25 protein-coding genes and 1 tRNA gene are annotated in these 25,967 nt (G+C 66.9%); 10 read left to right on the top strand and 16 right to left on the bottom strand.

Going from position 1 to position 25,967, the window contains the following annotated elements:
- Window positions 1-16: 16 nt before the first annotated feature.
- The gene (locus tag ACOGW9_RS12120) at window positions 17-3,013 is read right to left on the bottom strand and encodes a DEAD/DEAH box helicase family protein (RefSeq protein ID WP_419911571.1); all 2,997 of its coding nucleotides are present in this window, start codon (window positions 3,011-3,013) and stop codon (window positions 17-19) included.
- A gap of 156 nt (window positions 3,014-3,169) precedes the next feature.
- Here ACOGW9_RS12120 and ACOGW9_RS12115 point away from each other — a divergent pair, with 156 nt between their 5' ends.
- From ACOGW9_RS12115 to ACOGW9_RS12105, 3 genes are all read left to right on the top strand, one after another.
- Window positions 3,170-4,201: a tyrosine-type recombinase/integrase gene (locus ACOGW9_RS12115; protein WP_419911569.1), complete on the top strand. Its 1,032-nt coding sequence runs from the start codon at window positions 3,170-3,172 to the stop codon at window positions 4,199-4,201.
- Window positions 4,202-4,466: 265 nt separating this feature from the next.
- Window positions 4,467-4,670, top strand: a complete 204-nt coding sequence (locus tag ACOGW9_RS12110; RefSeq protein ID WP_419911567.1) for a hypothetical protein — start codon at window positions 4,467-4,469, stop codon at window positions 4,668-4,670.
- Between the two features lie 21 nt (window positions 4,671-4,691).
- The gene (locus tag ACOGW9_RS12105; protein WP_419911565.1) at window positions 4,692-4,916 is read left to right on the top strand and encodes a hypothetical protein; all 225 of its coding nucleotides are present in this window, start codon (window positions 4,692-4,694) and stop codon (window positions 4,914-4,916) included.
- Between the two features lie 229 nt (window positions 4,917-5,145).
- Here the strand turns inward: ACOGW9_RS12105 and ACOGW9_RS12100 are convergent, their stop codons facing one another.
- The 7 genes from ACOGW9_RS12100 to ACOGW9_RS12070 form a co-directional block, all read right to left on the bottom strand.
- Window positions 5,146-5,271: a hypothetical protein gene (locus ACOGW9_RS12100; RefSeq protein WP_419911564.1), complete on the bottom strand. Its 126-nt coding sequence runs from the start codon at window positions 5,269-5,271 to the stop codon at window positions 5,146-5,148.
- 54 nt (window positions 5,272-5,325) lie between these two features.
- Complete coding sequence (locus ACOGW9_RS12095; protein ID WP_419911562.1) at window positions 5,326-5,772, bottom strand: DUF2335 domain-containing protein; 447 nt, start codon at window positions 5,770-5,772, stop codon at window positions 5,326-5,328.
- The gene (locus tag ACOGW9_RS12090) at window positions 5,769-5,993 is read right to left on the bottom strand and encodes a hypothetical protein (RefSeq protein ID WP_419911560.1); all 225 of its coding nucleotides are present in this window, start codon (window positions 5,991-5,993) and stop codon (window positions 5,769-5,771) included. The genes ACOGW9_RS12095 and ACOGW9_RS12090 overlap by 4 nt, the downstream gene beginning before the upstream one ends.
- A gap of 150 nt (window positions 5,994-6,143) precedes the next feature.
- Window positions 6,144-8,657: a hypothetical protein gene (locus ACOGW9_RS12085; RefSeq protein WP_419911558.1), complete on the bottom strand. Its 2,514-nt coding sequence runs from the start codon at window positions 8,655-8,657 to the stop codon at window positions 6,144-6,146.
- Window positions 8,658-8,873: 216 nt separating this feature from the next.
- On the bottom strand, window positions 8,874-9,566 hold the full coding sequence (locus ACOGW9_RS12080) for a topoisomerase DNA-binding C4 zinc finger domain-containing protein (protein ID WP_419911556.1): 693 nt from the start codon (window positions 9,564-9,566) through the stop codon (window positions 8,874-8,876).
- A 20-nt stretch (window positions 9,567-9,586) separates the two neighbouring features.
- The gene (locus ACOGW9_RS12075) at window positions 9,587-10,150 is read right to left on the bottom strand and encodes a hypothetical protein (RefSeq protein WP_419911554.1); all 564 of its coding nucleotides are present in this window, start codon (window positions 10,148-10,150) and stop codon (window positions 9,587-9,589) included.
- A gap of 24 nt (window positions 10,151-10,174) precedes the next feature.
- Window positions 10,175-11,386, bottom strand: a complete 1,212-nt coding sequence (locus ACOGW9_RS12070) for an XRE family transcriptional regulator (protein ID WP_419911552.1) — start codon at window positions 11,384-11,386, stop codon at window positions 10,175-10,177.
- 369 nt (window positions 11,387-11,755) lie between these two features.
- On the opposite strand from ACOGW9_RS12070, the gene ACOGW9_RS12065 reads away from it, so the two are divergent.
- Window positions 11,756-12,196, top strand: a complete 441-nt coding sequence (locus ACOGW9_RS12065) for a hypothetical protein (protein ID WP_419911550.1) — start codon at window positions 11,756-11,758, stop codon at window positions 12,194-12,196.
- A gap of 104 nt (window positions 12,197-12,300) precedes the next feature.
- Here the strand turns inward: ACOGW9_RS12065 and ACOGW9_RS12060 are convergent, their stop codons facing one another.
- Both ACOGW9_RS12060 and ACOGW9_RS12055 read right to left on the bottom strand, forming a co-directional pair.
- Entirely contained in the window at window positions 12,301-12,534 is a 234-nt protein-coding gene (locus tag ACOGW9_RS12060; RefSeq protein WP_419911548.1) for a type II toxin-antitoxin system HicB family antitoxin, read from the bottom strand.
- A gap of 237 nt (window positions 12,535-12,771) precedes the next feature.
- Window positions 12,772-13,095, bottom strand: a complete 324-nt coding sequence (locus ACOGW9_RS12055; protein WP_419911545.1) for a CopG family transcriptional regulator — start codon at window positions 13,093-13,095, stop codon at window positions 12,772-12,774.
- Window positions 13,096-13,301: 206 nt separating this feature from the next.
- Between ACOGW9_RS12055 and ACOGW9_RS12050 the strand changes: the two genes are divergently transcribed.
- From ACOGW9_RS12050 to ACOGW9_RS12035, 4 genes are all read left to right on the top strand, one after another.
- Window positions 13,302-13,511, top strand: coding sequence for a hypothetical protein (locus ACOGW9_RS12050; RefSeq protein ID WP_419911543.1), 210 nt, complete (start codon window positions 13,302-13,304; stop codon window positions 13,509-13,511).
- On the top strand, window positions 13,493-14,512 hold the full coding sequence (locus ACOGW9_RS12045; RefSeq protein ID WP_419911541.1) for a metallophosphoesterase: 1,020 nt from the start codon (window positions 13,493-13,495) through the stop codon (window positions 14,510-14,512). Before ACOGW9_RS12050 ends, ACOGW9_RS12045 begins: the two co-directional genes overlap by 19 nt.
- 246 nt (window positions 14,513-14,758) lie before the next feature.
- A complete protein-coding gene (locus tag ACOGW9_RS12040) occupies window positions 14,759-16,231 on the top strand; it encodes an HNH endonuclease signature motif containing protein (RefSeq protein WP_419911539.1) in 1,473 nt (490 codons plus the stop codon).
- A 231-nt stretch (window positions 16,232-16,462) separates the two neighbouring features.
- Window positions 16,463-16,535, top strand: a tRNA-Arg gene (locus tag ACOGW9_RS12035).
- Here ACOGW9_RS12035 and ACOGW9_RS12030 read toward each other — a convergent pair.
- From ACOGW9_RS12030 to ACOGW9_RS12020, 3 genes are all read right to left on the bottom strand, one after another.
- A complete protein-coding gene (locus ACOGW9_RS12030) occupies window positions 16,536-17,249 on the bottom strand; it encodes a TetR/AcrR family transcriptional regulator (RefSeq protein ID WP_419911537.1) in 714 nt (237 codons plus the stop codon).
- A gap of 102 nt (window positions 17,250-17,351) precedes the next feature.
- Window positions 17,352-20,051, bottom strand: coding sequence for a sulfatase-like hydrolase/transferase (locus ACOGW9_RS12025; protein ID WP_419911535.1), 2,700 nt, complete (start codon window positions 20,049-20,051; stop codon window positions 17,352-17,354).
- 130 nt (window positions 20,052-20,181) lie between these two features.
- Window positions 20,182-20,625 carry an SRPBCC family protein gene (locus ACOGW9_RS12020; RefSeq protein ID WP_419911533.1) on the bottom strand — a complete coding sequence of 148 codons (444 nt, stop codon included), beginning with the start codon at window positions 20,623-20,625 and terminating at the stop codon, window positions 20,182-20,184.
- 198 nt (window positions 20,626-20,823) lie between these two features.
- On the opposite strand from ACOGW9_RS12020, the gene ACOGW9_RS12015 reads away from it, so the two are divergent.
- On the top strand, window positions 20,824-21,852 hold the full coding sequence (locus tag ACOGW9_RS12015; protein WP_419911531.1) for a TIGR03617 family F420-dependent LLM class oxidoreductase: 1,029 nt from the start codon (window positions 20,824-20,826) through the stop codon (window positions 21,850-21,852).
- Window positions 21,853-22,051: 199 nt separating this feature from the next.
- Window positions 22,052-22,402, top strand: a complete 351-nt coding sequence (locus ACOGW9_RS12010) for a hypothetical protein (RefSeq protein WP_419911529.1) — start codon at window positions 22,052-22,054, stop codon at window positions 22,400-22,402.
- A gap of 299 nt (window positions 22,403-22,701) precedes the next feature.
- On the opposite strand, the gene ACOGW9_RS12005 is transcribed toward ACOGW9_RS12010, so the two are convergent.
- Genes ACOGW9_RS12005 through ACOGW9_RS11995 form a run of 3 tightly spaced genes read right to left on the bottom strand, consistent with a single transcriptional unit; the run spans window position 22,702 to window position 25,906 of the window.
- Window positions 22,702-23,871, bottom strand: coding sequence for an amidohydrolase family protein (locus ACOGW9_RS12005; protein WP_419911527.1), 1,170 nt, complete (start codon window positions 23,869-23,871; stop codon window positions 22,702-22,704).
- Complete coding sequence (locus ACOGW9_RS12000) at window positions 23,871-24,443, bottom strand: amino acid synthesis family protein (protein ID WP_419911525.1); 573 nt, start codon at window positions 24,441-24,443, stop codon at window positions 23,871-23,873. Before ACOGW9_RS12000 ends, ACOGW9_RS12005 begins: the two co-directional genes overlap by 1 nt.
- Window positions 24,443-25,906, bottom strand: a complete 1,464-nt coding sequence (locus ACOGW9_RS11995; protein ID WP_419911523.1) for a 4-hydroxyphenylacetate 3-hydroxylase family protein — start codon at window positions 25,904-25,906, stop codon at window positions 24,443-24,445. The genes ACOGW9_RS12000 and ACOGW9_RS11995 overlap by 1 nt, the downstream gene beginning before the upstream one ends.
- Window positions 25,907-25,967: the final 61 nt, after the last annotated feature.

The following is a 25,967-nucleotide window of genomic DNA, read 5'->3' as shown; positions in this document are numbered from 1 at the left end:
GGTGCTCCTCGGATTCTCAGCCGGTAGCCGCCAGAGCGAGCCCGTCACCGGTTACGGCGCCGACGGCTCGCTCGATCTGATGCCGGGCGAAGTTGGCGTCCTGAATCTCGATGAAGGCCCAGCGGCGCAGCGCATCGGGCAGCGCCACGGTGCCAGCGACGCAGGGGATCCAGTGCTCCAGCACGTACTTCTCCGCGGTGATCGCCTTGTCGTCGCGGACGCCCTTGCATTCGACGATCAGGTTGGTGCCGTCGGCGAGACGGGCAATGAAGTCAGGTTCGTAGCGTCGCCATGAACCGTTGAAGAAGTACGGCACCGACCAGCCCGTCTGGAAGTTGCGTGCCCACGCCTCGACCTGCTTGTGCGTGTCGAGGACCTCTGCGACCCGCTTCTCAAGATTCGAGTGGCATGCGGCGTGCGAAAGCTCGCTGAGCTGCGTCTCGTGAATGTGATGCAGCGTCGTGTCGAAGTCGATATCGCTGGTGTCGAGACGCGGCGGGCTGTCGAGCACTGCTACTCGCTGATGCTCGTGGCCTCGTTCGCTGGTGCATGCATGAAGGATCGTGAGCACCGCGTCGCGCCGCTGATCCTCTTCCACGAGCAGCACGGCGGGATCGTCGCAATCGACGTAGTCGAGCGTGAGCCACTCGCCGACGATTCGTCTGGCCGATCTGAACAGCGACAGGCTCGTGCCGTCGGTGTCGTCGTCGGAGCTGCTGCGGAACTCCGCCACGATGTCCTGAGCGATCCTGAATTCGGCCTCGCCGCGCCGCCCGCTGGCATGCAGGATCTTCTCCTCGCCGACATGGGGCTTGAGAATGGTCTCCGATGCGCCCGTCTGCGGCTTCATCTTCCACGCCCGGGACTTGGACTCGTCGAATTCAAGCTTGAGGCTCGGCGTGACCCGCCGGTACTCACGCACTTGCGGCCACACGATCCGGTACTTCTCGCGCCCCGACACTGTGTGCACACGGGTGACCGGGCGCGGCGGAGGGTTGACGGTGTTGCCGCCGCGCGAAGGCATGAACTCGAACGGGATACCGACCACTTCGGCGTACTCGGGGCGCAGCCTTCCCTTGCTGTCGTGTCGGAAGTCCTCGTAGGACGTGCGGCGCAGCGCACGGCCCGTGACCTGCTCGCACAGCAACTGCGTCGAGAAGGCCCGGTAGCCGACGATGTGCGACACGTTGCGGGCATCCCAGCCTTCGGTGAGCATCCCCACCGAGATCACACATCGCACCCGGGCGCCTGGCCATCCCTCCTTGCCGACCGTGTTCAGGACCTCTCGCACTGTCTCGAGCGCGTCCTTGGAGCGTCCGCGCCGCTCGTTGAGACGCTGCCCCTGAGCCTTGATCAGCTTCGCCGCCTTGGCCGGCAGATCGCTGCTGTCGTCGAGATTGGAGTGCACGACGATGGTGCGCAGATCGTCCGTCCACTGTCCCTGCACGACATTGGAGAGTTCCGGGTAGGTGCCCTCGTGCAGGATGCCGTCGCTGTCCTCCCAGCCGGCGATGTGCTCGTACAGGGCGTTGGCGTTGTCGATGGTGTTCGCCACCACGATGATCACCGGCGCTGTCTCGGGCCGCACCCGAGACCACAGCGCCAAGTGATCCTTGTAGTCGTCGTACTGGGCGTTGAGCGCGTTGCTCAGCGGCGCGGGGATGACTGCGGCCGGGCCGTCCTCGCTAGGCCTCGGAATCTTCTTCTTGTCGGTCGCCTCGTAGAGGTTGCGCCAGACGGTCCGCTCCTGGATCGAGTCGTCGTCGACGGGCACTCGTGGCACCTTGGTCAGCCCGGACTCGATCGCATCCATGAGGCCGAAGTCGGATGCGACCCATTGGAACGGTTCGGGCGTGGCCCGTCCCGAGGTGTCGATCCACATGGGCGTGGCCGAGAAGTCGTAGACGACCGAGGCCTGCCCGTACTGGTTCGCTTGGCCGAGCTGGCCCATGTCTCGCAGGCTGCGCAGCACGTTGAACCACACCGCAGCGCGCTTGTCTTCCTTCTTGTCCTCGGCGTTGCGCTTGGCCTTCGACTTGGGCAGGTAGCAGTGGTGCGCCTCGTCGTTGAGCACGACGAGATTGCCGTATGCGTTGGCTGTCAGCAGCGATTTGAGCACCCGCTGGGCGGACTGTTCGTAGCTCTCGAGGTGATCGTCTCCCTCTGGCTTCCCGATCAGGTCGCGATGCGCGCGGCCGCCTTTCGACCCGCTGCGGGGGAAGCCCAACGTGTTGAGGTTCTGGCGGTTGAACGCCTGGAAGTTCATGATTTCGACCCGGGCACGGTTGAGCACCGGGCGCAGGTCGCGAGGCACCATTCCCATGTCGTCGTAGACGTTGGGTCGGCTGGACGGCTTGAGTTCGGCGAGACGGTTGCGCACTGTGAGGCCGGGGGTGAGCACGAGGAATCGTTCGCCGTGCATGAGATTGCGCCGGCGGGTGGTGCGTGCGGCATTGAGGGTTTGCCAGGCGATCAGCATTCCCATCACGACCGTCTTGCCGGTGCCGGTTGCCATCTTCACCGCGTGGCGGACGATCTCGTCGTTGTGCTGACGCGACAGGGTCTCCAGTTCCCGGCGTTCGGGTGTCTGGCGTGTAGCGACCTCGCGCAGCCACACGAGGGTCTCGATGGCTTCGCGCTGGGCGAAGAACGGCCGCAACTTGCAGCCCCGCTCGTCGGCCCAGTGCTCCAGCAGCCGCACGGTCACCGATGTTGCGCCTTGGTAACCGCCGGCTCGCCACGTCGAGACCTTGCCGCGGATGTCGTTGATCAGATCATTGAGCTGCACGTCGTTGAGCGCGAGCTGCAGCGCACCTGACTTCTCGTCGGCCGGTACCGGGTTGATGAGCATCGACGGCCGCCGCCCGTCGTCCGGGGCGAAGCCCGTTCGGGCTCGGCCGGTGCGGTCAAGCGACCAGTGCTGCCGGGGTTCCTCGAACGGCGAACACAGCACCGGGTCGACGGATGGGTCGAACTCGGCGTCGGTGGCTTCGACTTCCGGGGCGTCGGACATCCCGGTCAACCAGAGCTGGGCGCCCCGTGCGGCGTATGTCGTGGGTAAGTGCCGTTATCCCCTAACTTCTGCCCTTCATATGGCCATGAATGACCGTGCGAATCCCGTGTGCCGCGGGCGGTGCCGACGACGAGAGTGCGCTTGCGCTATAGGGCTGTGACAAAGCCCCGTCAGCGGGCCTCCGGCTCGGAAGTCGTGGCCGCGGGCGCGCCGGAGTCGTCGGTCGAAGCCGTCCTGCTCACCGAGCCCGATGCGCAGAACCTGAACGGGCTGCAGCGCCACGAGGTCACTCACAACACGATCCGCAGCTACCGAAGCCAATGGCGCAGCTTCGTGGCCTGGGCCGACGAGCGGAGAATCCCGGCACTCCCCGCCACGCCCGAGCATGTCGCCGCCTACCTGGCCGAGCGCTTCGAGCAGCACGGGCACAAGCCGGCCACGCTGCGCGTCGCCGCCGCTGCAATCGCCTACGTGCACAGCAGGTGCGACCTCCCCAGCCCGTGCAGCCATCGCGACGTCAAGCGCACCCTCAGGGGGGCGACCCGGGTGGCCGGCAAGGCTCAGAAGCAGGCGAACGGCCTCACTGCGGAGCGGCTCGACGCCATCGCAGCCACCGCCCGCCAGCGGCGTGTCGGAAAGAGCGGCAGGCAAGAGAGCGCACGCACCGCGGCGAGGCGAGGCAGCGTCGACATCGCTCTCGTGAGTCTGATGCGCGACGCGATGCTCCGAGTCTCCGAATGCGCGGCGCTGGTCTGGAGCGACATCGAGACGGTGCCCGACGGCAGCGGGCGGCTGCTGATCAGGCGCTCGAAGACCGACCTCGACGGCGAAGGCTCGGTGCAGTTCGTGTCGCCGCAGACCATGGCGGCCCTGGCGTCGATCCGCAATGGCGCCCCGGCGGAGCTCCGGGTGTTCGAGCTCAGCCCCAATCAGATTTCGCTGCGGATCAAGCAGGCGGCCCTCGCCGCCGGGCTGGGCGACGGCTTCAGCGGCCACTCGCCGCGTGTCGGCATGGCCCAGGACCTTGCGCGTGTCGGCGTCGAGCTGCCCAGCCTGATGACCGCGGGACGGTGGCGTTCCCCGATGATGCCTGCCCGCTACACCCGCAACGAGACCGCCGACCGGGGTGCAGTGGCGCAGTTCTACAACCACCTGCGGAACTCCCGCGAGTCGCCTCAGACGGCCTGATTCACACGAGGCGGCTTGGCTTCGGATGGCCCTCGGCAGCGTTGCTACTCTGCGGGCTCAATGAGCGATAACGGCACTTGTCAATGCTGCGAGCTTGTCCGTGTGGGCGTGCCGAAACAAGGTCTGATTAGGCGTTTTTCTCGATGATTCGGCCCGCATTCGGCCGAAGTTCTTGACATTTCCCATCGCCCAAAGCTGCCGAGTCTCGGAGCCGCTGTCGGAGATTGCGCCCGCAATGTCACGCCTCCTCGCCATCATGGAAGCCATGGCCGCAAGAACTGACGAGGCGCCTGTCGCTCCGACGGGCACAGCGGCGAAGAAGCGACCGCGCGCCGCCGGCACCAGACGCCGTGAGACTCGGTCGATTCCGGTTCCGGCGCCTCGACAGCCCGCTGCGCAGATCGGCAAACGCACTCGGGCCGTCATGGACCTGCTGGCCTGGATGTTCGGATCGCTGGCCTTGATGTGATTTCTTGGCGGCTGGATCTTCGTGAGTGCGTTCTGCGGCTTCGACTGGGACGCTCCATGCGAGAAGCGGTACGTGGCGGGATGGGGTGTGATCGCACTGACGATCGCCGCAATTCTCGGGCTGGCCTTCCTGACTCGACGACGGTCCGTCGTGGTGATCGCATTGGCCTCAACGCCAGCACTGGTCTGGTACTACGCCTCGTGGGCGATCCCAGCGGCGGCGTCGATACCCAACCTCCCCGGCTGAGGCTGGCACAACGTTCACCAGCAGCCGGACCGTCCAAGAACGACTGAACCCCGGAAGCCGCTCAAGAGCGACCCCTCGGGGTTGTCGGATACCACGATAGGCGCACCGCCGGCCAGACGGCAACGCACTTGGCGCGCTGAACGGGAGGCCGGTCCGCCTGAAGTCGGCTCAGGGCCGAGTGCTCAGGTTCCCCTGCGCAGGCGGTGGGCTCCGCGCCTCCCGTCGACCGTCACCATAGCCACGAGGGCGGGTGCTGACCCTGAATGTCGAACGCCTGCGCCACGCCGTCCCAGAACGTCGGCAGCGCAACGCGCTCGACGGGTTGAATCGGTGCCCGGGCCGCGCTGTCACTCACAGCGAACCGAGCCTTTCCGTTCGAATCGAACAAACCGAGATGAACTCCAAGAACTCACTCGGGCGGGTCCTCCGATCCCCTCTTTCGTTCCCATAGCGCGCGAGCGTTCAGTAGAGCCGCGATAAGCACATCGCCCAGACCAATGGTCACACCCCAGACTGGTTCTCCGTTGACTGCTAGCACAACCGCCAAGACGAGCACGCCAGCCACGGCGATGTTCAGGGCGGCGAGGCCGCCCTTGATGACGAGGATGACGGCATCGAGGCGGCGTTCGCCCATGCGGTGCTGATGCGTCTGTGCCGCCTTGGCCATTTCGATGATCTCGTGGCCAGCATCGGGGTTGGCTTCGATGTAGGCCGCGTACGCCTCCGGGGTCGGCAGCGGGCCTTCGTGGAAACTCAGTTCGAGACGGCGCGAACTGTGGACGTGATCAGGCTTCGATTGGGGGTCGATTACCTGATCAGGCTCCTGTGCCTCGTCAGGCTCGAGTTCTTCGCTCACCTGGCAGGGATCGAGTGATCTGCGGCGTAGCGTTCAACAGCCGAACCCAAGTGGGCCTCGACTTCCTCAGCCACAGCCCGAACGTCCCGCCCGGCCTGCCTCCACGAGTCCGGCGCCGTTCGGTACACGGCGAAGAAGCTGCGATGCTCGTCCCAGATGTCGGCCATCAACTCGCCGACACTGGGAGCTGCGTGTCTGATGCGGCGGGCCCGTCGCGACATGCCCCCAGTATGCACCGCCCTCGATCTTCGTGACGACGGAATAACCGTGTCGTGCCGTTCGACGGGGCTGACCGATTCGGCCAGTTTCGACATGCGCGGTCAGGCGGACCCTTGCCGCTTGTTCCGGCGGCAACCCATCTGCTCAGGCTGCTACTCGCTGTCGTCGGCGCTCAGCGATGCGGTTGTGAGGCTGTGGATCGACGCGACGACTGGGGCTGCCGCTGATGTGCACCACTCGATGAGCTCGTTGATGCTCATCTCGGGCTTGCCGTTCTCGGCGGGATCTTCGTGTTCGGACTGGCCGTTGGCCGTTCGTTGATGTGCTCCCATAACGGCGAGCCCGAGAGCCGCCATGACCACGCCGAACTGGTGACGGAGGTCGGCAGCCTGGTCCTCGCTCGCTTTCGAACGCGAGATCTCTTTGCGGAGCCACTTGTTGTCGGCGTTGTACCTGAGCTCGTAGACGCCGTTTCCGCTGTCGATTCTGCGCAGAGCCGTGTCGCCGTCGAAGGGTTCGGGCACCTGCCGGTCCCAGTCTTCTTCGCGGACCTCCCTGATTTCCGGCGCGTCGCCCTTCGGCGGTCGCTGCCGCGGTTGGCGAGGCGTCTCGGGAGGCTCGCTGGATTCTCTGGGAGGTTGGATGACGAGTTCGATCGTGCTGACGAAATCGGGGGTCTCGTGGTTGTCGTCGACGACGGTGAACTTGAAGTTGAGCACGTCTCCGGCTGCCGCGGTATCCGGTAGCCGGAGTCTCATCTCGGCCACGCCCCCGCTGAGATGCCAGCCATCCACGAGATGATCGGCGTTCTGCCACGAGCCATCGTCGATCTCCATGTCGAGGCATCTCACGCCCGGCGCGTCGACTCGATCGAAGTAGTCGTCCTTGGCGTCCGTCTCGAACACGAACCGGAGATAGTCGAGCCCGAGGTGCGCGTCTCGCCGACGGTGGCCGTCTCTGGCACCCCTCAGACGGAAGAACGTCGGGAACTGGCGGAGTTCGGGTCTGTCTTCTGCGTGTGCGAACGGCCTGTGTGGATTCGAGATCTCGGTGCCATCGATCAGCAGCCTGCCCAGGTCAGGGTTCTCCCGTATCAGCGTGTCCAGCAGCTCCTGAACGGTGCGGCGCGCCTGCTCGTCTGTTGCGCCCGGGTAGCGGGAGCGCTGGTTGCGCAGCGTTCTCAATGCCGGATGCTCGTTCAGGTCCTTGGCGAGCCTGTCCTTGATCTGCCTTGCGAACAGGGAATCCGCGAGTCGATCCCTGCTCGTCATCATCAGGGCGCTCTCGTGGGTGCTGCTGATCGCAGAGCAGTCGACCACGACCAGCAGCGACTTGCGCAGCGGGTTCATCTCGACGTCGGCCCGGTCGAAGAACGAGTCGGGGAGGGTGGCATGCGTCTGTCCGTTGAGCGTGAACAGCACGCCATGCGACCCTCGCCATGAACCTGCCGGCTTCTTGAATGCCCACACGGCGACCTTGATCAGCTGCCCGTCGACTCGGAACTCAAGCGACTTCGGTGTTCCGTCCCATTCCAGCGACTCCGACGGATTGCGGAGATTGTGGAGGCGTCCCATGATGCCGGTGAGCACCATCGTCGGGTGCTGATCTGCTACCCGTCGGAACGGTCGGCATTCGTAGAGCTTCACCGGCAGCATCGCGTTGGGCATGCGCAGCTCAAGCTGTCTCAAGAGTGACAGACGATTCCTTCCCTTCGTGTCCGTCGCTGACCGAGTGATATAGGTGGCCCTGATGTACTCGTACAGCTTCGTGAGGGTGCCCCAGCGGGCCGCCCGCGCATACGGCTCCGCTCGGCGACGCTCGGCAGGCACCTGAGGGAAGATCGCCAGCTCGTCAGCCTCAAAGCGAAGCACGGACCCGTTGGGCGCCAAGAATCGGAACGTCGGGGTCTTTTCGTTGTCCTGTTCCGGGAACCGCCGGACCACCGTAAATCCCCACGGGGTTCGATCGCCTGTCGACGCGTATGCCGGATTACGCCGTGAGACGACGAGCTGCAGATTGTGGGCATGCACTCGCCCGGCGCCGCAGAATCGCAGTGCTCCGGTCCCGCCCATGGTGTGCTTGCCCTGGACGAACGGGATGGAGCGCTTGTTGCCAGTGTTCAGCGAGCAGAACGTCGCGGCGAAGTCGCCGGGCTCCTGGCCCTCTCCGTCGTCGGCGATCGAAATACTGGCGTAGCCGTCAGTGGGACCGGTTGCGGCGACAGTGATCCGGTCAGCTTGCTCTTCGCGCTTGCCCGGGGCCCACGCCACGACATTCCCTGCCCGGGACACCTGGCTGGTGTTCATGCCGTGGTCGAACCATGACGACACAGCCTCCAGCCCGCTCGACGGCATGCCGTCAATCGACCGGGGATCGAGATCTCGCTGTTGACACGCATCCAGCAGTCGAGCATCGATGGAGTTGACGATCTTCTCGACAAGAGCGGCCTCTGGGGCTTCCTGCTGGCCGCCGATAACCGAAGCGTTCGCCGGATTGCCGCCGAACACATCCCAGGCCTCGATGTCATCCCAGTAGCCAGCTTCCTTGAGAACCGCCTCGACCTCAGCCTCGCTGTCCGCTCGAATCAGCGCCTCGCACAACGCTCGGCCGCTGAGCTCAGGGTCCGAGAACGAGGTGTCGAACAGTCCGGCAGCACGGGATTCCATGTCAAGCGATCCCCTTTCGAATGACACTGGCTCATGGACGCAGGCCGAAGCGTAGGCGCTGACCAGATACCCGGCATCCCCGAGACAGCGCTTCCAGCGAACATGGCGCCGAGGTGATGCAAGCAACCTGACCGGTCGCCTTCCGCAGGCTCGACACGGGATGCCACAAGCCAGGCAGAAAGGCATCTGACGAACGGAACCGCAGAGGCCGGCTTCCTATACGTCGTCCATTGGCGGCAGCATCAGCACCCGGCCGTCATTGGCCTTGGCGACGACGAGCCGGGGCATGCTCGGGTGTCTCCATCTGCGGATATCGGGCGTGTTGCCCTTGTACTTGTTGCACCGCGGGTGGGCTGCTTGGAGGTTCTCCATGCCGTGCAGCACGCTCGTGTAGTACGTGCCCTGCTGTGCCTCCCCTTCGGCGGTGAGCTCGAACACCGCGAACCGTTTTGGGACCACGTGCTCGACTTGGGCCCCTTTCAGCTTCATGGTGCCGCCGCACAGCCCGCAGCGCTCCCCGTCACGAATGTGCAGGTACTCGAGCACCTTGCGGCGATGCTTGGGATTCCAGCGGTCCGTCGCATCGGGCTCGTCTGCTTCGAGACTCCAGCGCCAGATGCCGTCCATCGCTGCGACGGCTTTGCGCAGCAGCCCCTTCTGCGGTTCGGGAGGCGGGCTGCTGAATGGACACGCTTGATCGCTTCGGTCAGCAGTCGGAGGGTCCTTGGGCGCTGGTACATCGATCGGCACGATCGACCTGCACTTCGGGAACGTCGAACAGCCCCAGAACTGGCTCCCCGCGTTCTCGCCCCGCTTGGCGACCCGGCGCACCATCGCCGCACCGCACTTCGGGCACGACAGCTCGGCGGAGTCCGCAGAAGCAGGGCGGTCGGCACGGTTCGACGTCATGCATGGCCTCTCGGTGCTGCTCAGAAGTCCGGCTCGAAGTAGTCGGCACGAATCTTGTCGGCGTGCACAGGCCGAAGCCAGCGATCCGCCGCTGCCATGTCGTCTGCGATGTCGACCGCATCCTGGGCCGTGATGATGTCCTGCTCGACGGCGCTGCGGAGGATCTCGACGGTGTCGATCACCCTTGAGGGCCCGAGTGCCGGACGGCGGGTCGCGAACTGATAGGCCGCGTTGTCATCGGTCGCGAGCATCCCGTCGTGTTTCTCGGCGAGCACGATGCTCTGTGCTTCGCCTCGGTGGCCCTGAGGCGGTCGTCGGCCGTCGGAGAGGGCAATGCGCAGATTGTTGACGAGCTTTCGCTCGTCACGTGTGAGTTCCGGAGGATCGCCGAGCCACGATTCAGCCAGGATCTGCGTGCAATGCGCCTCGCCCTCATCAGCCGCGGCACTGATCTCATCAAGCACTGCCGGCGCCACTCTGGGCTCGGGCAGCGACCCATGGACGCCCTCGAGAACGTCGAGACAGTTCGCTGCCGAGAAATGACGCAACGTGACGGCGTCGTGCAGTACCGGTCTGTCGTCCACCACGCCGCCTCGGTTGTGTCACCGCTATACGGCTACGGGGTCGGCGTCGTAGGCCTGCCTCACGACGTCGGGCGAGTCCTTGGGCGTCGAGTAGTCCTCGGTGATGGCGTCGGCCGTCTCCCACGCCTTGCTCAGTTTCTCGACGAGCTCGTCGGTCTCCACATCGAGCAGTCCTGCCAGCGGCGCTGCGCTGATGGTGCCGTCCCAGATTCCGCTGATGCAGCGGGTGGTGAGGTGATGCGGCGGCTTTCGAGGCGGCCGCTCGCGGGCCGCCAGCAGCATTGCCGATTCCTCGGTGTCACCGAGCGCTCGGAGCAGACTGTGAAGTCCGGCGTTCTTGAGCGCATCACGCCCGTCGGCGTTGATGACCTGCAAGTTGTGCAGCCTGTAGATCAGCGACTCGAAGCTCACCCCGAAGGACAGGATCATCATCGCCAAGCACTTGGCGTCGCGCCCGTGTTCCTCGATCAACGAGTTGATGCCCCGCTCAGGCATCAGCAACGCTGCGGCGAAGGCATTTGCCAGCCGTTCTTCGTCGTTGTTGCCTCTCAGATCCTCGTCGATCTTGATCTCAGAGCCATCCACTGCGAGCACATGGCCGAGTTCGTGGGCCAACGTGAACATCGCTCGAGGTCGAATCACGTCTGCGTTGATGAGGATGAAGGGAAACTCGGGGTCTGTCAGCGACATTCCCAACGGCCCGTCTTCGCCCAACGACTCAACCATGACGTCTACGCCGAACTGGTACTCAATTGCCGTTGCGAGGGATGCAAATCGGTCCGCTTCTGACGGACCGCTTGTCAGATCACCGAGGCGCTGGCCGGCCCATTCGGCCAACTGATTCGCTCGATCCAACCACCGCCCGTCGTCGCCCTCCGGGACGCTCGCAACTGCCGGCTGAGCCTCGTGGCCGCCGTCGCGAAGCACGTGATGAATCTCCGCGAGCGCGATCAGCCTTCGGTGCGCCTCTCGTGCAGACACGGTCGCGTCCCCAACGCGAGGGGCAACAGCGAGTCGGCCGAGCAACGAGTCCGGCTCCAGAACCGCCAGCTCTGAGACGCCGACAAGATCGGCGAAGGTCGTGAGCTCGGCGTCACCGATGTCGAGAGCGCCGCGCTCGATGGCAGTCAACTCCTCGGCTGTCAAGCCGAGCGCGCTAGCCACATCGTCGAGCGGCGCTCCGGCTTCAATCCGCAGCTGCTGCACCCGACGGCCGATGTCGGCCGTTTCCCCCATCACTCTCAAGTATCGGATGCTTGGGCCTGCCCTGCAAGCGCCAGCGCGCACACGAGGGGTGCCGGCGCACGTCGAGACGTGCCGCAGCGATGCAGGCGAAGAGGCGCTTTGGAGTCGTGTGCGCAAGCGAGAGCCGGTGCGAGGAGCCTGATGGCGGGTGACTCTACGAGATCCGCGCGACCCCGACGCACGCTGCGCGCAATCCCGCGTCCTTCACTGGTGACAGGGACCCTCGCAGCCTGCATGAGGCTCGGGGCGAAACAAGCGGCGGGGACCCCCGCACGTCAGCGTTCGTCAGCTACGCGAGAGCCCGCGTCGACACCGAGCCCAATCTGGGAGCCGCGAGCCGGTGCAGGCAATACTGCGCGCATGAATTCGAACATGGAAACGCCAGAAGACAATGACGCTCCGTCCTTGAGCACAGCGGGCTACGGGAACTGGACGCCGAAGCTGATTCGCTGGGTTGTCGCATTGCTCGCCTTGCAGGCGGCAGCCATCGTTGGACTAGGGGCGGCGTTGTTCGTGGTGTCAACGTCGCAGACGGACCGAATCGTTGCTGTGACCGAAGACACCCGCGCTGCAGTCGAGGAAGTTCAAGAAGCCGTCAAGGATCTTCCGACACACGACCCTCAGGCGGAGCTCGAACTTGGAGATCTCGTGTGCGCAACACGAGACGGCAACGTCAGCTACAGGCCGGGGCTGGGCGGCGTCTTCGTACATGAGTGTCGCTATCGCGAACCCGATGCGAGACGCTCAAGTTGTGAGGCGTATGACATCTACGGCAACACGTGGAGCTGCAACGACCGCTAGGCGTCAGTCAGGGCCGAGTGGTCAGGTTCCCCTGCGCAGGCGGTGAGCTCCGCGCCTCCCGTCGACCGCCACCATAGCGACCCGGATATGACCCACCCCGCCGTCTAGGTCACGGGCGCAGCCCCACCAGGTTGCTGCACATGCACGTCGATCGGGCCCACGTCGGCGGGATCGACGTCGAGCATCAGGGCGATGGCCTCACGAGCGGCTGTCGGCACCTCGTCGAGGTGTCTCGCTTGGGAGAAGACGCCCCGATGCGACGGAACCGTTATCGCCCACCACTCGTCAGACCGCACGACTTCGACGCGATGTCCCAAAGTGCTTACGTCAGGAGTCATGGTTCAACCATCCTGCCAACCGTGGCCAGCTTGCCCCGCTGTGTAATCGGAATCTTGCTCGGCGGTACTCTCAAGGCATAACACCCTGCGCGCTTCGTCGTCCAGGACCCGAGGTCCCTCCTTGTGAGGGGCCTCTGTCATTTGCGGACTGCTGATCGGTTCACGGCCAGTGCACGCCTGGGGGTGGCGATGGATTGGCAATGGTCGACGGCGGGTACATCTCGTCAATCAGCGCCTTCACGGGGAGAGCCGACGTTCACGGCGTTCAGCGAGCGCCCGTAATTCTTCGGCAGCCCGGGCGTCGGCAGCGATGCGATCGTCGATCTCACCGGGGAACGTGGCGTAGTAGTCGGCCGCCAGATCGATCAGTTCGGATGCCAGGCCCGTTTCCTCGGCGACAAGACTGACCGGATCATCTTCGGCGCTGTGCCGCTTGAGGTCGCGCACGATCTCCCACACGTCGGGTCCTCTGGCCAGCCCGGCACGGCGCCCGGTGGGCCCGTCTCGAGACACGATGCCGGGAAACCGTCTCATCTTGAACCATTCGTCGATCAGGATCACAGCCGGCGTCGCTCGAGGAGTCGAGTTCGCGACTTTGCAAGGTTTATGGGGCTTTTGGTTTCAGAACAAAAGCCCCATAAGCCGCGACAAGCATCACTTGGAGAATCGGCCCGTTGCCGTGGTCTCGCTGCCCTTACGTCGCGTCAAGCAGCCGCCTCGCGAGCTGCCCCGCGGGCGCGACTGTGACACCCTGCTGAGGCGGGGTGGTGCGGCCGGTGCTTCTGAACTACTACTGCGTTGCGGCGGCTGTGCTGGTGGGGGCTGTTGCGGGCGGCTTGGCGGTGCGGTGGCTGCGTGCGGGCGGCGGCGTGGGCGGCTGGCGGGTGGTGGGACGTGCTGCGGGCGTGGGATTCGTGGGCACGGTGGTGCTGGCTGCCGGGGGCTGCTCATCACCGGGGTGGACGGGTTCACGCTGATCCATGTGGCCTATGTGGTGGGGACCGTGGGGGTGCCGCTGGCCGGCGGGATCGTGCTGGTGGGGACCCGGGGTCAGGCTCGGCCTTGGGTGGTCACTGTGGTGTGCGTGCTGGCGCTGGCTGCCGTGCCGGTCGGCGTCTATGCGACCTATGTGGAGCCGTTCTGGTTGAAGGTGGACCGGGTGGAGCTGGCGGTGCCGGCGATGCTGGCGGTGGGGGCGTTGGACGGCGTCGATGGGGTCGGCGGTGTGGACGGGGTGGACGGCGGCGATCAGCGGATCCGGATCGGCGTGCTGGCCGACCTGCAGACCACGGGCGTCGGCGACTACGAGCGGGATGCGGTGGAGCGTCTGCTGGGGTTCGGGCCTGATGTGGTGGTGCTGCCCGGCGATCTGTACCAGTTCGACGCTGCTGTGTTCGCCGAGCGGGCGCCGGGGTTTGCTCGGCTGATCGAGCGGATCGTCGGGGAGGTGCCGCACGTGTACCTGGTGAGCGGCAACACCGACACCGTGGCGGGGCTGCGGCGGATCGTCGGGGGGTCGGGCGCACGGGTGCTCGACAACGAGATCGACACGTTCGAGGTGCGGGGCGTGCCGGTGAGGGTGGGCGGCACGACGCTGTTCGGCGACGATGCGGCGGCTCGGCGGATGGCGGCGCGGCTGGTGGGGCCGGACGGGGATGATCGGGGCAGGGTGCGGATCCTGATCGGGCACAAGCCGGATGCTGTGGAGTTGGTGCGAGCGACGCCCGTCGATCTCGTGATTGCGGGCCACACCCACGGCGGGCAGGTGTCCTTGCCGTTGCTGGGGCCGCCGCTGACGCTGACGAACGTGCCTCGGCACGTGGCGGCCGGCGGGCTGCATGAGCTGCACGGCACGCCGATCTATGTGTCGACCGGCGTGGGGCGTGAGCGAGGCAACGCCCCGCAGCTGCGATTGGGTGTGCGGCCGTCGATCGGGATCATCGACCTGGTGCCCAGCGGCGGAGGCGGGCTTGGGTGAGCTGTGGCGGATGTCCGTCGGCGAACGGCCGGCGGAGATCGTCTGCGGTGCCGCCTCGGCGCCGTTGGAGGCGGAGGGAGCGACGCCTCCGGCGGGATTGGCCTGCTCGCAGGGATAGCTGGCGTTCACGACACGATGCTGGCGGCGGCGAGCGGGAGGCGTCGAACCGGCCAGCGGCTCATTCCGACTCCGCTGCGGCTGCACGCTTCCCGATACGTGTAACACCCCGTTCGTACGGTTGTTCCCATGTTGAGGGATGGTTCTGCGGGGACGAGGCGCAGCGACGACGCCAGCGCTCTCGGCGCTGATGCCAGCCACCCCAACACCGAACGCAGCGCTGCGGTCACCCACGCCAGTCCCACCGGCGTCCAACGAGCCAGCGGTGGCCTGGCCACCCCTCACCCGTCCGGTCCGCTGTCACTGATCCGGTTGAGCGCTGCGGCGCTGGCGGGGCTCAAGCGGGATGAGCTGTTGAGCGTGCTGAGCGACATCGAGCGGCTGACGAATCGGTTGGCTGGGTACCGGGCCGAGGTGCTGAGCGCGCTCGAGGTGCTGAACGAGTCGGGTGTGGCGCCCGATGCGAGCCCGCATCTGTCGCTGCGCGACGCGGCGGGGGTGTCCGAGCGTGACGCCCGCCGGATGCTTCGTGCAGCGGAGAAGACTCGCGAGCACGAAACCGTGCTGGAGGCACTGTCAGACGGCGACATCAACGCCGCACAGGCCGAGACGCTGTGCGACGCACGTGTGCCCGAACCGGTGCGGGCCAAACTGGTCGCGGCCGCCGCCGGCGAAGACACCGACGCCACCCGCCGCCGGGTGCAGCGCGCCGAGACCGAGCATTCGGTCGAGACGCCGATAGAGCGATTCGAGCGTCAGCGGGCGGCCCGTGGCGCGGGGTGGCGGCGAGATCACGAGGGGATGCTGCGGCTGTGGGCCAAGTTCGACCCCGACACCGGCGCTCACGTCGAGGCCGCGCTCGAGGCGCTGTGCCGCGAGTACTGGATCGACGATAAGCAAGTACGCAACGGGCGGCGCAGCCCGGCCCAGCGAGACGCCGACGTGCTCGCGTATGCGCTGGCAGGCCTCACCCACACCGACGCCGATGCAGCGGCCGTCCGCCGGCTGCACGCCCGCGCCAGTGCCCGCAGCGACAACCTGCCAGGCGACCCGCCACCATCCCGGCGCCGCAGCCGAAGCAACCTGCGGGACGATCCTCCCCCTTCCCGGCGCACCACGCCCCGCAATGGCTCGGCCGAGCGAACCACGGCCGAATGCGAGCAGCCTGACAACGACGCTCCCGAGGCCAATGCGGTCGACGACGAGGGCCTGACGTTTGGGCGACAGCTGCCGCCAGCGCAGATCAGCGTGCTGATCGGTCTCAATGCGCTTCGAGGGCAAACCGATGAGATGGGCCTGACCGATGCCGGGGTCGAACTGCCGCCCGAGGTCGTGCGACGCATGGCCTGTGATGCGGAGATCATCCCCATGGTCCTCGACGGCCCAGGCGGGTCAGCCGACGCAGGCTGCTCCCGCCGCACCGTTCCGCTGCGATTGCGGCGATTGCTGGTCGCACGCGACCGCCACTGCCGCTGGCCCGGCTGCGGGGAACCGCCGTCACGCTGCGATGCGCACCACGTCTGGCACTGGATCGACGGAGGGCCCACCGATCTCGACAACCTGGTGCTGCTGTGCCACCGGCACCACCACTTTCTTCACTAGCACGGCTACCGGATGGTCCCCCAGCCCGACGGCACCTGGACCACCGTCCAAGAATCAGAACCCAGGTCGACGCCCACTCCACGGCGGGGCAAGCGGCAAGCCAGAGCCCCCTGAAACCGACGGGACCTCGGGTCCCGTGAATCCGACGGGGCCGCCCAGCCCCGCGCCTCAGCGCAGTGACGCCGCGAGTCCGGCAGCTCAGGGCCAGCAGTACATTTCGAGGGAGTCCCCGCCCTCGTAGCTCAGGGGATAGAGCGTCGGTTTCCTAAACCGTGCGTCGCAGGTTCGAATCCTGCCGAGGGCGCTAGTTCAAGAGCGTGTTCAGGGTCGAGGTGAGAATGGTCTTGGTCTCGGCGGCAGACAGGCCGCGGTGGCGGCGGAGGTAGTCGATCGAGTCGAGCTGGGTCAGCAGGTCGCCTGCCGCGAGCACTGCGTCGCCGTCTGCAGCCGTGCCTGACGTCGGCGTATCGGTCTCAGGCCGAGGCGAGCGCGACGCCGACTCGGGGGCGTCGGTCCCCGAGTCAGGCGTGCGGGCTTCGAGTTCGGGGGCGAACTGGAGCTTGAACTGCTGACGCATCTCGTGGCGGGCCGTGGCGAGCTGCTCGCTGATGCGGGGCAGCCGGTGGGCATGCGCCAGGGTCGCCCGGTACTCCGGACCGACAGAGTCGTACAACCGCAGGCGCATCGCCACGAAATCGTCGATGCGGGCATCCAGCGGGCCCTTGCCGATGGCGTGCAGGCGTGTGAGGGGAACGGTGCGCTCACGGTTGCGCCTGATCGTGGCTTCGAGCAGCTCGCCTGGATCGGCGAAGTACCGGTACAGCGAGCGCAACGACAGTCCTGATCGGGCCGCCGCCTGTTCCATGGTTGGGAACAGCGACTCCTCGGCGAACATCTCGAGCACCACGTCGAGCACCGCGTTGATGTTGCGCTCCCGCCGAGCAACCCGGCCGTCCGCCGGCGTCGCATCATCAGGCGGAAGGCCAGCCTCCACACCCGGTGGCACCCGATCAGTCACTGATGCACGCACCCGCTTCTGACACCCCGCCATCTGCAATCGCCTTGGCGTCGGGCGTATCGGATGACGCGCCTCCTCGGGCGCCGGCCGCCTGCCGGTCAGTCATGACATGAGTCTCAGCATCTCGCGGGCCACCATGGGGGCGGCGTTCTGGTTCTGGCCGGTCACGAGATTGCCGTCGACCACCCAGTGGTTGGCCAAAGCATCGCGGAACCGGGTCACGCTCTCGAACTGGGCGCCGGCCTTGCGCAGCTCGGTCTCGGGATGCTGGGGCGTGGCGGTGATGCCCAGCTCCCGGACTTGCTTGTCGGTCACCCCTGTCACCCTGCGGCCCGCCACCAGCAAGCTGCCGTCGGCGGCCTTCGCCTGGAGCAGTCCGAGCGGTCCGTGGCACACGCCACCGATCACGCTGCCGTGCTGGTTGGCCTCGGTGAGTTTGCGGCCGAGCTCCTCAGAGAACCCGAAGTCGAACGCTGCACCCCAGCCGCCTGCCAGGAAGACGATCGAGTAGGCGGCGATGTCGACCTCGCCGATGGCGAGCGAGTCGTTCACCTTGGCCTTGAGCTCGTCGTCGGCCAGGAATCGGTCGCAGGCCTCGGTGCGCACCGGGGCACGCACCGACTGGGGATCCACCGGGATGACTCCCCCTGCAGGGCTGGCAACGTCGACCGCCATGCCCGCATCGGCGAAGGCGTAGTACGGCACGGTCATCTCGCTGGCGAACACCCCGGTCGGCTTGCCGATGTCGAGCACGCCATGGTTCGTCGCCACGACCAGCGCCCGCCGTCCGGCGCCGTCGGCGTCAGTCGTCTCGGTGTCGTCAGGATGCATGCCGAGCCGCTGCAGCACCTTGCGCAGCGCGCGGGCAGGCGGCGGCACTCTCTTCGAGGCAGACTTCGTGGCGACAGCCGATGACGCGAGCCCCGCCTGGTTGCTCGACCCCGTGCGGCCCTGCGTCGAAGCCGAATCTGTGGCGTCTGTCGACGAGGACGACGCAGTCCGGCTATCCGGCGCAAGGCGATTCCGCCTCGTCGCAGAACCCGTCGTGGCCGGGATGGAGCCGGGCGTTCGGGTGGCGTAGGGCCATGGCTGGTTGCGCTCGGGCACAGCCTGGGCTCGTTCGACAGCCAAGCGCTGCTCCAGCTCGGCGAACACCTCCTGCGCGCTGGGGTCTGCCCAGCGGTTGTGCGCCTCGATGGGGTCGGCGTCGAGGTCGTACAGCTCCCACTGGTCGGGCAGCGGCTCGGTGCGGTACACCTCTCCCGCAGGGCCGTCGGCCGCGAGATGCCGCACGCCCGGCTCGGTCCACGTGGCCGGATCGTCGAACGTGCGCACGATCTTCCACAGATGATCGCCGTCAACGCGGCCGACCAGGCTCTCGAAGTTGGCACCCACATGCGCCGGCACCTGGATGCGCAGCGGCGGCGGCGTCCTGCCCATCCGGCGGGCCATCCCGCTGGCCCCCGAGTCGCCCTCGGGCATGTTGTCGCGTGTCATCAGATAGATCGAGCGGTCGCGGTCGGGCTCGGCATCGCCATCGACCACACCCATCAGGTCGCGCCCGGGCAGCGGATGCACCTCGGTGTGGCTGGCGCGCAGCTCATCGGCCGTCGACGTCGCATCGATCCCCGCTGCCGACAGCAGCGTGGGCACCAGATCGACATGCGATGTCGGCGCATCGACAGCCCGTCCAACGGTCGCCCCCGAGCCCACCCGGGCGATCACGAACGGCACCCGCGTCGCCTCGTCGTACAGGTTGAACCACTTCTGGTGCAGCCCGCCGTGGGCGCCCAGCAGCTCGCCATGATCCGACGTGCGCACCAGCACGGCGTCCGATGAGCCGCCCTCGGTCACCGCACGGCGCACCCGGTCGAGCGGGCCGTCGACCTCGGCGTGGAGCCGGTAGTACAGGCTGCGGTATTCGGCCGCGTGGTTGCGATACACCCGCTCGATCGCCGGCGCCAGCCCGTAGGTGGTCGGGTACGACGCCCGGTATGCGATCTGCGCTGCGGGCTTGGTCGACAGATCCTCGTCGTCGGTCGGCGACGGCGGTATCGGCGGCGGATCGGCAGCAGTCAACGAGATCTCGCCCCTGCCGCGGCGCAACCACGCCGGGCCGAGCCACACCGGGGCGAACACGATGTCATGGGGGTTGACGAAGCTGGCCACCAGCAGGAACGGCCGCAGTGCCGCCGCCTCGCCCGCCCGCCGGCGTGCGTACCGGTCTTCCAGCCACGCCACCACCCGGTCAGCGAACAGGGGGTCGCGCACGAGGCCGCTGTTGGCCAGCGCGGCGCCATGAGGTTCAGGCCCGATCCAGCCGGAGAAGCCGAACTCGTCGAGCGGGTCGGCGTCGAGGTACGCCTGCACGGAGTCGCCGTCGATCTGACCCTCGGCATCGTTGGTTGCCAGCGGGACGCCCGCAGCGCCGACCAGGTCGGCGTGGCTCATATGCCACTTGCCCTGGTAGTGCGTGTCGTAGCCGCCGGCGCGGAACCAGTGGCCCAGCGTGGGCACCTCGCCGGGCCGCAGCCAACGCATCCGGCTGTCGTCGGCCATCTTGCCCAGGCCGTTCGTCTGCGTCACGCCGTGCACGTCGGGGAACTGGCCGGTGAACAGCGTGGGCCGGCTCGGCACGCAGGCCAGCGAACCGGTGTAGTGGCGGCCGAACGACACGCCATGATCGGTAAACCAGGCAGCGCCCAGACTCTGGCGCCAAGCACTGACCTCGGCCGGCTCGTAGGGAGGCGCGGCCCGCTCCTGGTCGGTCATCAAGATCACGACGTCGGGCCGAGCGCTCATCGGGCCATCCAGACACGGTGACATCTCGTCATGTTCGGGTCGGGTTCGATGTCGTCCCCAAGCGACATCCAAAGCACCTCGCTGTGCGGCGTCGCGTCTGCGCATGGGCAAGACGACCAAGAACGCAGCATCATCGAGCGGCCTTTCGCAGGTGATCGTCGAGGCCGTGCAGCATCTGGTTCGACACCTTCGAGAGTTGGCGGCTCAGCACCTTTGCTGCCAACTGCTGCGGCGGGCGCGGCCCGACATCCACGGAACTGGTCAGCGTGACCTCAGTCGAGCCGCCGCCATCGTCGAGCTGCCAGGTGTTGCGCAGCGACCGGATCGCCGACGGCAGTCCTTCCACGACGTAGCTGAGCCGTTCGCCGTCAACCCACTCGACTACCCGTTCGACCAGGGTCCTGCGGCCGGACTGGATGCGCCGCACCATGCCCACGCCTTCCCGCTGGGTGCTGAGCAGGCACGAGTGATCCACGATGGGAGCCCAGCGAACGTTCTCGCCGAAGTCCGCCAGCACCGCCCACACCTCTGCCGAAGGCGCCGGTATGGCCAGCGTGGCCGAGGTCTCGCTCACGCCGGCCACCCTAGCCCCGGCGCCATCAATTGTCCTACAGACTGGCACTTGTTTCGTCTCGCACGATGCTGACACATAGCTCGGGGCAGGTTCGCTGCGGGTACGAGGCACAGGTAGCAGCGTTTATCGCGGCGCCAGCGAGAACAGCAGCCGGCCGACGTCCGCGGCAACATTGGGCCCCGGCGAAGAGGAGCCCGCATGCACGTCAGCGCCACCCTGCCCCAGCACAACCTGCGAGCCGTACCCGACGAGGTGCGGCGGATCGAGGCCGACGGGTACGACTGCGTCGTCACCATGGAGAACCGCCACGAACCGTTCATCCCGCTGGGCATCGCCGCCGTGCACAGTGAGCGGGTGCGGCTGGCGACCAGCGTGGCCATCAGCTTCCCCCGCAGCCCCATGGTGACGGCGTCAACGGCGTGGGACCTGCAGGGGGCGTCGGACGGGCGGTTCGTGCTGGGCATCGGCAGCCAGGTCAAGGGGCACAACGAGCGGCGGTTCAGCGTGCCGTGGTCGGCGCCGGCGCCCCGCATGGCCGAGTACGTGCAGGCGATCCGGGCCATCTGGCACACATGGTCCACCGGCGAGAAGCTGAGCTACGAAGGCGAGCACTACCAGTTCTCGCTGATGACGCCGAACTTCACGCCCGAGCCCATTGACGCAACGCCACCGATCATGATCGCCGCGGTTGGGCCCGCCATGCTGCGGGTGGCTGGCCAGCACTGCGACGGCGTGCGCCTGCACGGCTTCTGCACGCCCGATTACCTGCGCCAACATGTCATGCCCGAGCTGCAGACCGGCTTCGACCGGGCCGGGCGCAGCCGCAGCGATTTCTGGATCACCGGCGGCGGGTTCATCTGCACCGGCCCCGACGACGAGACGGTGGACCGCATGGTCGAGTGGGTGCGCTACCGGATCGGCTTCTACGGCAGCACCCGGGCGTACTGGCCGGTGCTCGAGCAGCACGACCTCGGCGATCTTGGAGAGAAGCTGAACCACCTGTCCCGCAACGACGGCTGGGGCGAGATGGCCGGCTGCGTCGACGACGACGTGGTGCGGCTGTTCGCCGCCGTGGGGCGTCATGACCAGATCGCCGGCGCCATTGCGGAGCATTTCGACGGGCTGGTCGACGAGATCAATGCCTCGGTGTCGATGGACATCGGCGCCGACCTGCCGCCCGACGTGATCCAAGACATCCAGGCCATCCCCACCGACGGCAACCCGTGAGCTACATGTAAGCCAGAATCACGATCGCCCAGAACAGCGTCGAGGCGATCAGCATGTACACCGGGATGCGCCAGTTGGGTCGCTTGTTCTGCACTTGGATGAGTCTGGTTCATCCAGCTCCGTCGATGCCGCACGAACCTCGGATTCGTGTCACAGGGTGCTGCAAGACTGCGTCTCGCAGGCAACGAAAGGAAATGCCATGTCAGAAGCAATCGTCGAAGTCCGCGACTACACCATCGATCCCGAGTGGTTCGAGGCGTACAAGCAGTGGGCCGCCGAGCACGCAGCGCCGTGGCTGCGGGAGAACCTCGACGTCATCGACTTCTGGGTCGACGACGGTCATGAGCCCGAGGTCGCCGGGTCGGATCCGCAGGTGTCGCCGCACGGCCAACCGAACGTGTGCTGGATCATCCGGTGGGACAGCCGCGCAGCCCGCGAGGAGGGGTTCAGGTCGACGCTCGGCAGCCAGGAGTGGCAGGACGTCTGGGCGAAGCACCCCAACCCGAACGCCTACCTCCACCTCAACGTGCGCTTCATGACCGCCGCCTGACTTGTGGCACTGCGGTGCAACACGAGGACAGCGCGGCACGCGTCAGGCGGGCGGCATGACTGGCGGTCGGACCGAACGGTGCCACGACAGCGAGCAGCACGCGCCAAGCGAGTGGTGCGCGCCAGGTAGGCAGTGAGCACTAGGCGAGCGGTCTGCGCCAGGCGAGCGGCGAGACGACGGCGAGTGGTGTGCGCCAAGTGAGCGGAGCGCGAGCGCGCTAGGCGGCGGCAGGCCGGCTGATCGATGCCAGCAGCAGGGTGCGGCTCGTCGGGTGACGGCGGCTTGAGAGCTGGACGAGGTCAGAATTCGCGAAGGACCGACGAGCGGGCCACCTGCACCTGGCGGGTGGTGGGCGGCGTGTTGCGGCTGCGGCCGACGAAGCGGGGCACGCCGTCGGTGATCACGGCGCCGACGGCGACCATGTCGCCGTTCTTCATGGCGTCGAGCGCGGTGTGCTTGGTGCCGCCCAGCGGGGCGTCGATCACGATCAGGTCGGCGTCGCGGCCCGGGGCGATCAAGCCGTTGTTCAGCCCGAACAGCTGAGCCACGTTGCCGGTGGCGGCGCCGATCAGGTCGGTCACGTCCAGGTCGCTGACGGCCGCCATGTGGATGATCGTGTAGAGCATCCCGAGCGGCATGATCCCGCTGCCGGTGGGGGTGTCGGTGCCGATGAGCAGACGGTCGAAGGCGTCGTGGCGATGGGCTGCTTCGGCGGCGAGGATGCCGGTGCGCAGATTGCCCGCAGCGCAGACCTGCATGCCCATCTGCGTCTGGGCAATCATGTCGTAGTAGCGGTCTTCGATGGCGACCGGGCCGCCGTTGATGTGGAACGAGATGTCGGGATTGATGTCGAGCACGTCCTCGCCGGTGACTGGGAACGTGCCGGGGATCGAGCAGCCGCCGGTGTGCAATGTCGTGACAAGTCCGGCCTCTTTGGCCATGGCCACGAGCTCGACGTAGTCCTTGGCGCTGTCGACGGCGCCGAAGCCGGCCTTGGTGAGCCACACGCCGTCGGCTCGCACGGCTGCGAAGTCGTCGGGCTCGAGCCCTGGCTCAAGCAGCAGCGAACCGGCGTGGACGCGCATGCCGCCTGGGCGGAAGTTCTCGAAGCACTTGTGCGCCGCGACGGCGAGCGCCTTGACGCCCGCGACGTCCTGCGGGCGGCCGGGGATGTGGACCTCGCCGGCTGACAGCACGGTGGTGGTGCCGCCATGGAGGTAGCTCTCGAGGTAGCCGATGGTGTTCTGGCGAGGCGTGAAGTCGCCGAACGCCACATGCACATGCGAGTCGATCAAGCCCGGCGCCACCGTCGCGCCGCCAGCATCGATCACCACATCGCATGAGTCGAGATTGTCAGCGCCGAGGGACTCAATCAGTCCATCCGCGGTGACAACCGTGTCGGCATCGAGGAATGGGTCGCGCCAGTCCCCCGACAGCACCGCCCCGATGTTGGTGATCGCCGTCCGCATCAGGTCAGGCCGTCCTCGCCGATGGCGTCTTCGATGCTGAGGCCGCCGACTCGGTGGTGGGGCCTGCCGCGGTTGGCGAAGCAGCAGATCACGGCGATCTCGTCGGGCAGCGGGGCGTCGTGCAGGGTGATGCTCATGGCGTCGTAGTGCGAGCGCACATACAACGCATCCTTGTACGCGAGCGGGATGTCGATGGACGCCCCGGGCTGCGCACGCTTGGTCGCCGACGAGATCCAGGCCGCGCCGCCGCCGGCTGCCTCTCGCAGCACGTTGCCGTAGGGCGTAGTCAGCAGCGCCACGCCGTGCTCCTGCTCGCCGTCGAGGCCCACGATTGCCGCCTTGCCGTAGCTCTCGATCGAGCACGGCTTCATCTGCTCCACCGCCAGCCCGGCGATCTCGTTGCCGAGCTCGACGCTGGCCTCGTAGTACGGCGACAGGTCATGCACATGTCGCCCGGCGTACTCGTTGCGGACCACCGCCACCACGGCCACCTTGCGCAGCACCGGATCGACCTCGACGCCGGCTTCGAGGCGGGTGTCCTCCACAAACGTCAGCATCTTGCGGATCTCCATCAGCGTCCCTTCCAATCGGCGTCGTTGCCCTCGAGCATCGCCTCGAGCAGCCGATCGGCGCCCTCCCAGTCGTAGGTGCGGAAGCTGTGGCCCTGGGTCACGAACTGGGCGCCGGCGTAGAACATCTCGTACTGGGTGTGACGGCTGGCGAACTCCGAGCCGACGGCGTCCCAGGCCAGCTTCAGGAACTTCATCCGCTCATAGGCACCCTCGCCCTCGCGAGCCGACACCAGCGTGCTGTCGAGCACGGGCGCCACCTGGTCGCTGGACAGGTCCTCCGCCGACGACGGCAGCATGATCAGCCCGCCGCCGGCCAGCTCCCGGATCTCGGTGATCAACTGCGGGTACAGCGCCTGCGTGGTGACCTGCGCCGAATACAGCAGGTGCCGGTTGGGCATGAAGTACTCGCCGAACTGCTGCCCGGCGGCCTCCATGCCGAACATCAGGCCCTCGACTGCGGCTACCCGGGCGGCGAGCTCGCCCAGCTTCGCCTGCACGATGTTCACGGTGCCGATCGTCTCGGTGAGTCGTCGGGCCACCGCCAGCAGGAACCGCAGCTTCACCACCAGCCGCACCTGCGCTTGATAGTTCTGGTACACGTGCCCCGGCGTCTCATGGAACTGCCGCCGGCACATGTCGACGTCCCGGTACACGAAGACCCGCTCCCACGGCACCGTCACGTCGTCGAAATAGATGATGGCGTCGTTCTCGTCGAACCGGTGCGAGAGCGGGTTGTCGAACGGGCTCACCGCATGCTGCTCGAAGCTCTTGCGTGACACGATCTTCAGGCCCGGCGTGTCCAGCGGCAGGGCGAACGAGATGGCGAGATCCTCCTCGCGCTCCTGCAGCGGCTGGATGTTCGCGACCAGCACTTCCTCGGCCATGATCGAGCTGGTCCCCAGCATCTTCGCCCCCCGCACCACCGGACCGTCCGGCCCCTCGTCGACGATGTGGGTGGTGATCTGCTTCGGCTGATCGCCCCACGCCCGGGACCGGTCGCCCTGGGGGTTGATGATCACGTAGGTGAGGAAGATGTCGTTGGCCCGGGCCCACTCGTAGTAGTCCCAGTAGGCCTTCGCGCAACGGGGGTTGTGCTCTTCGAACAGTTCCAGTGCCATGAGCTGTCCCGACACGGCGCACGCCAGATGATCCGGCGAGCGGCCCATGAAGCCCGCATGCAGCTCAGCCCACGCCGTCATGGCCTTGCGCTTGGCCACAAGATCGTCATACGAGCGAGGCATCTGCCACGCGCGGTTGACCCGCCGGCCGTCCCCGATGTCGAACGTCATCAGTTCATGATTCGCGGCCTGGAAGTCGTACAAGCCCGCGATCGCCCGGCAGCTCTCAGCGAATGCCGGATGCTTCGCGACCCGGGTGATCAGCTCGCCGTCGAGAAACACCGACCGGTCGACATCGAGCGCAGCCAGATGGGCCCGCCCGTCCTTGACCGCCCCCGCCGCCATGCCCGGACCTTAGAGGCTCGGCCGAATGGCATAACCGTGGCCCAAGCGGCCCAAGCTGCCG

The sequence above is a fragment of the Candidatus Poriferisodalis sp. genome (assembly GCF_965203655.1).
Classification (GTDB): domain Bacteria; phylum Actinomycetota; class Acidimicrobiia; order Acidimicrobiales; family Poriferisodalaceae; genus Poriferisodalis.
This window is presented reverse-complemented; position numbering and strand designations above follow the sequence as displayed.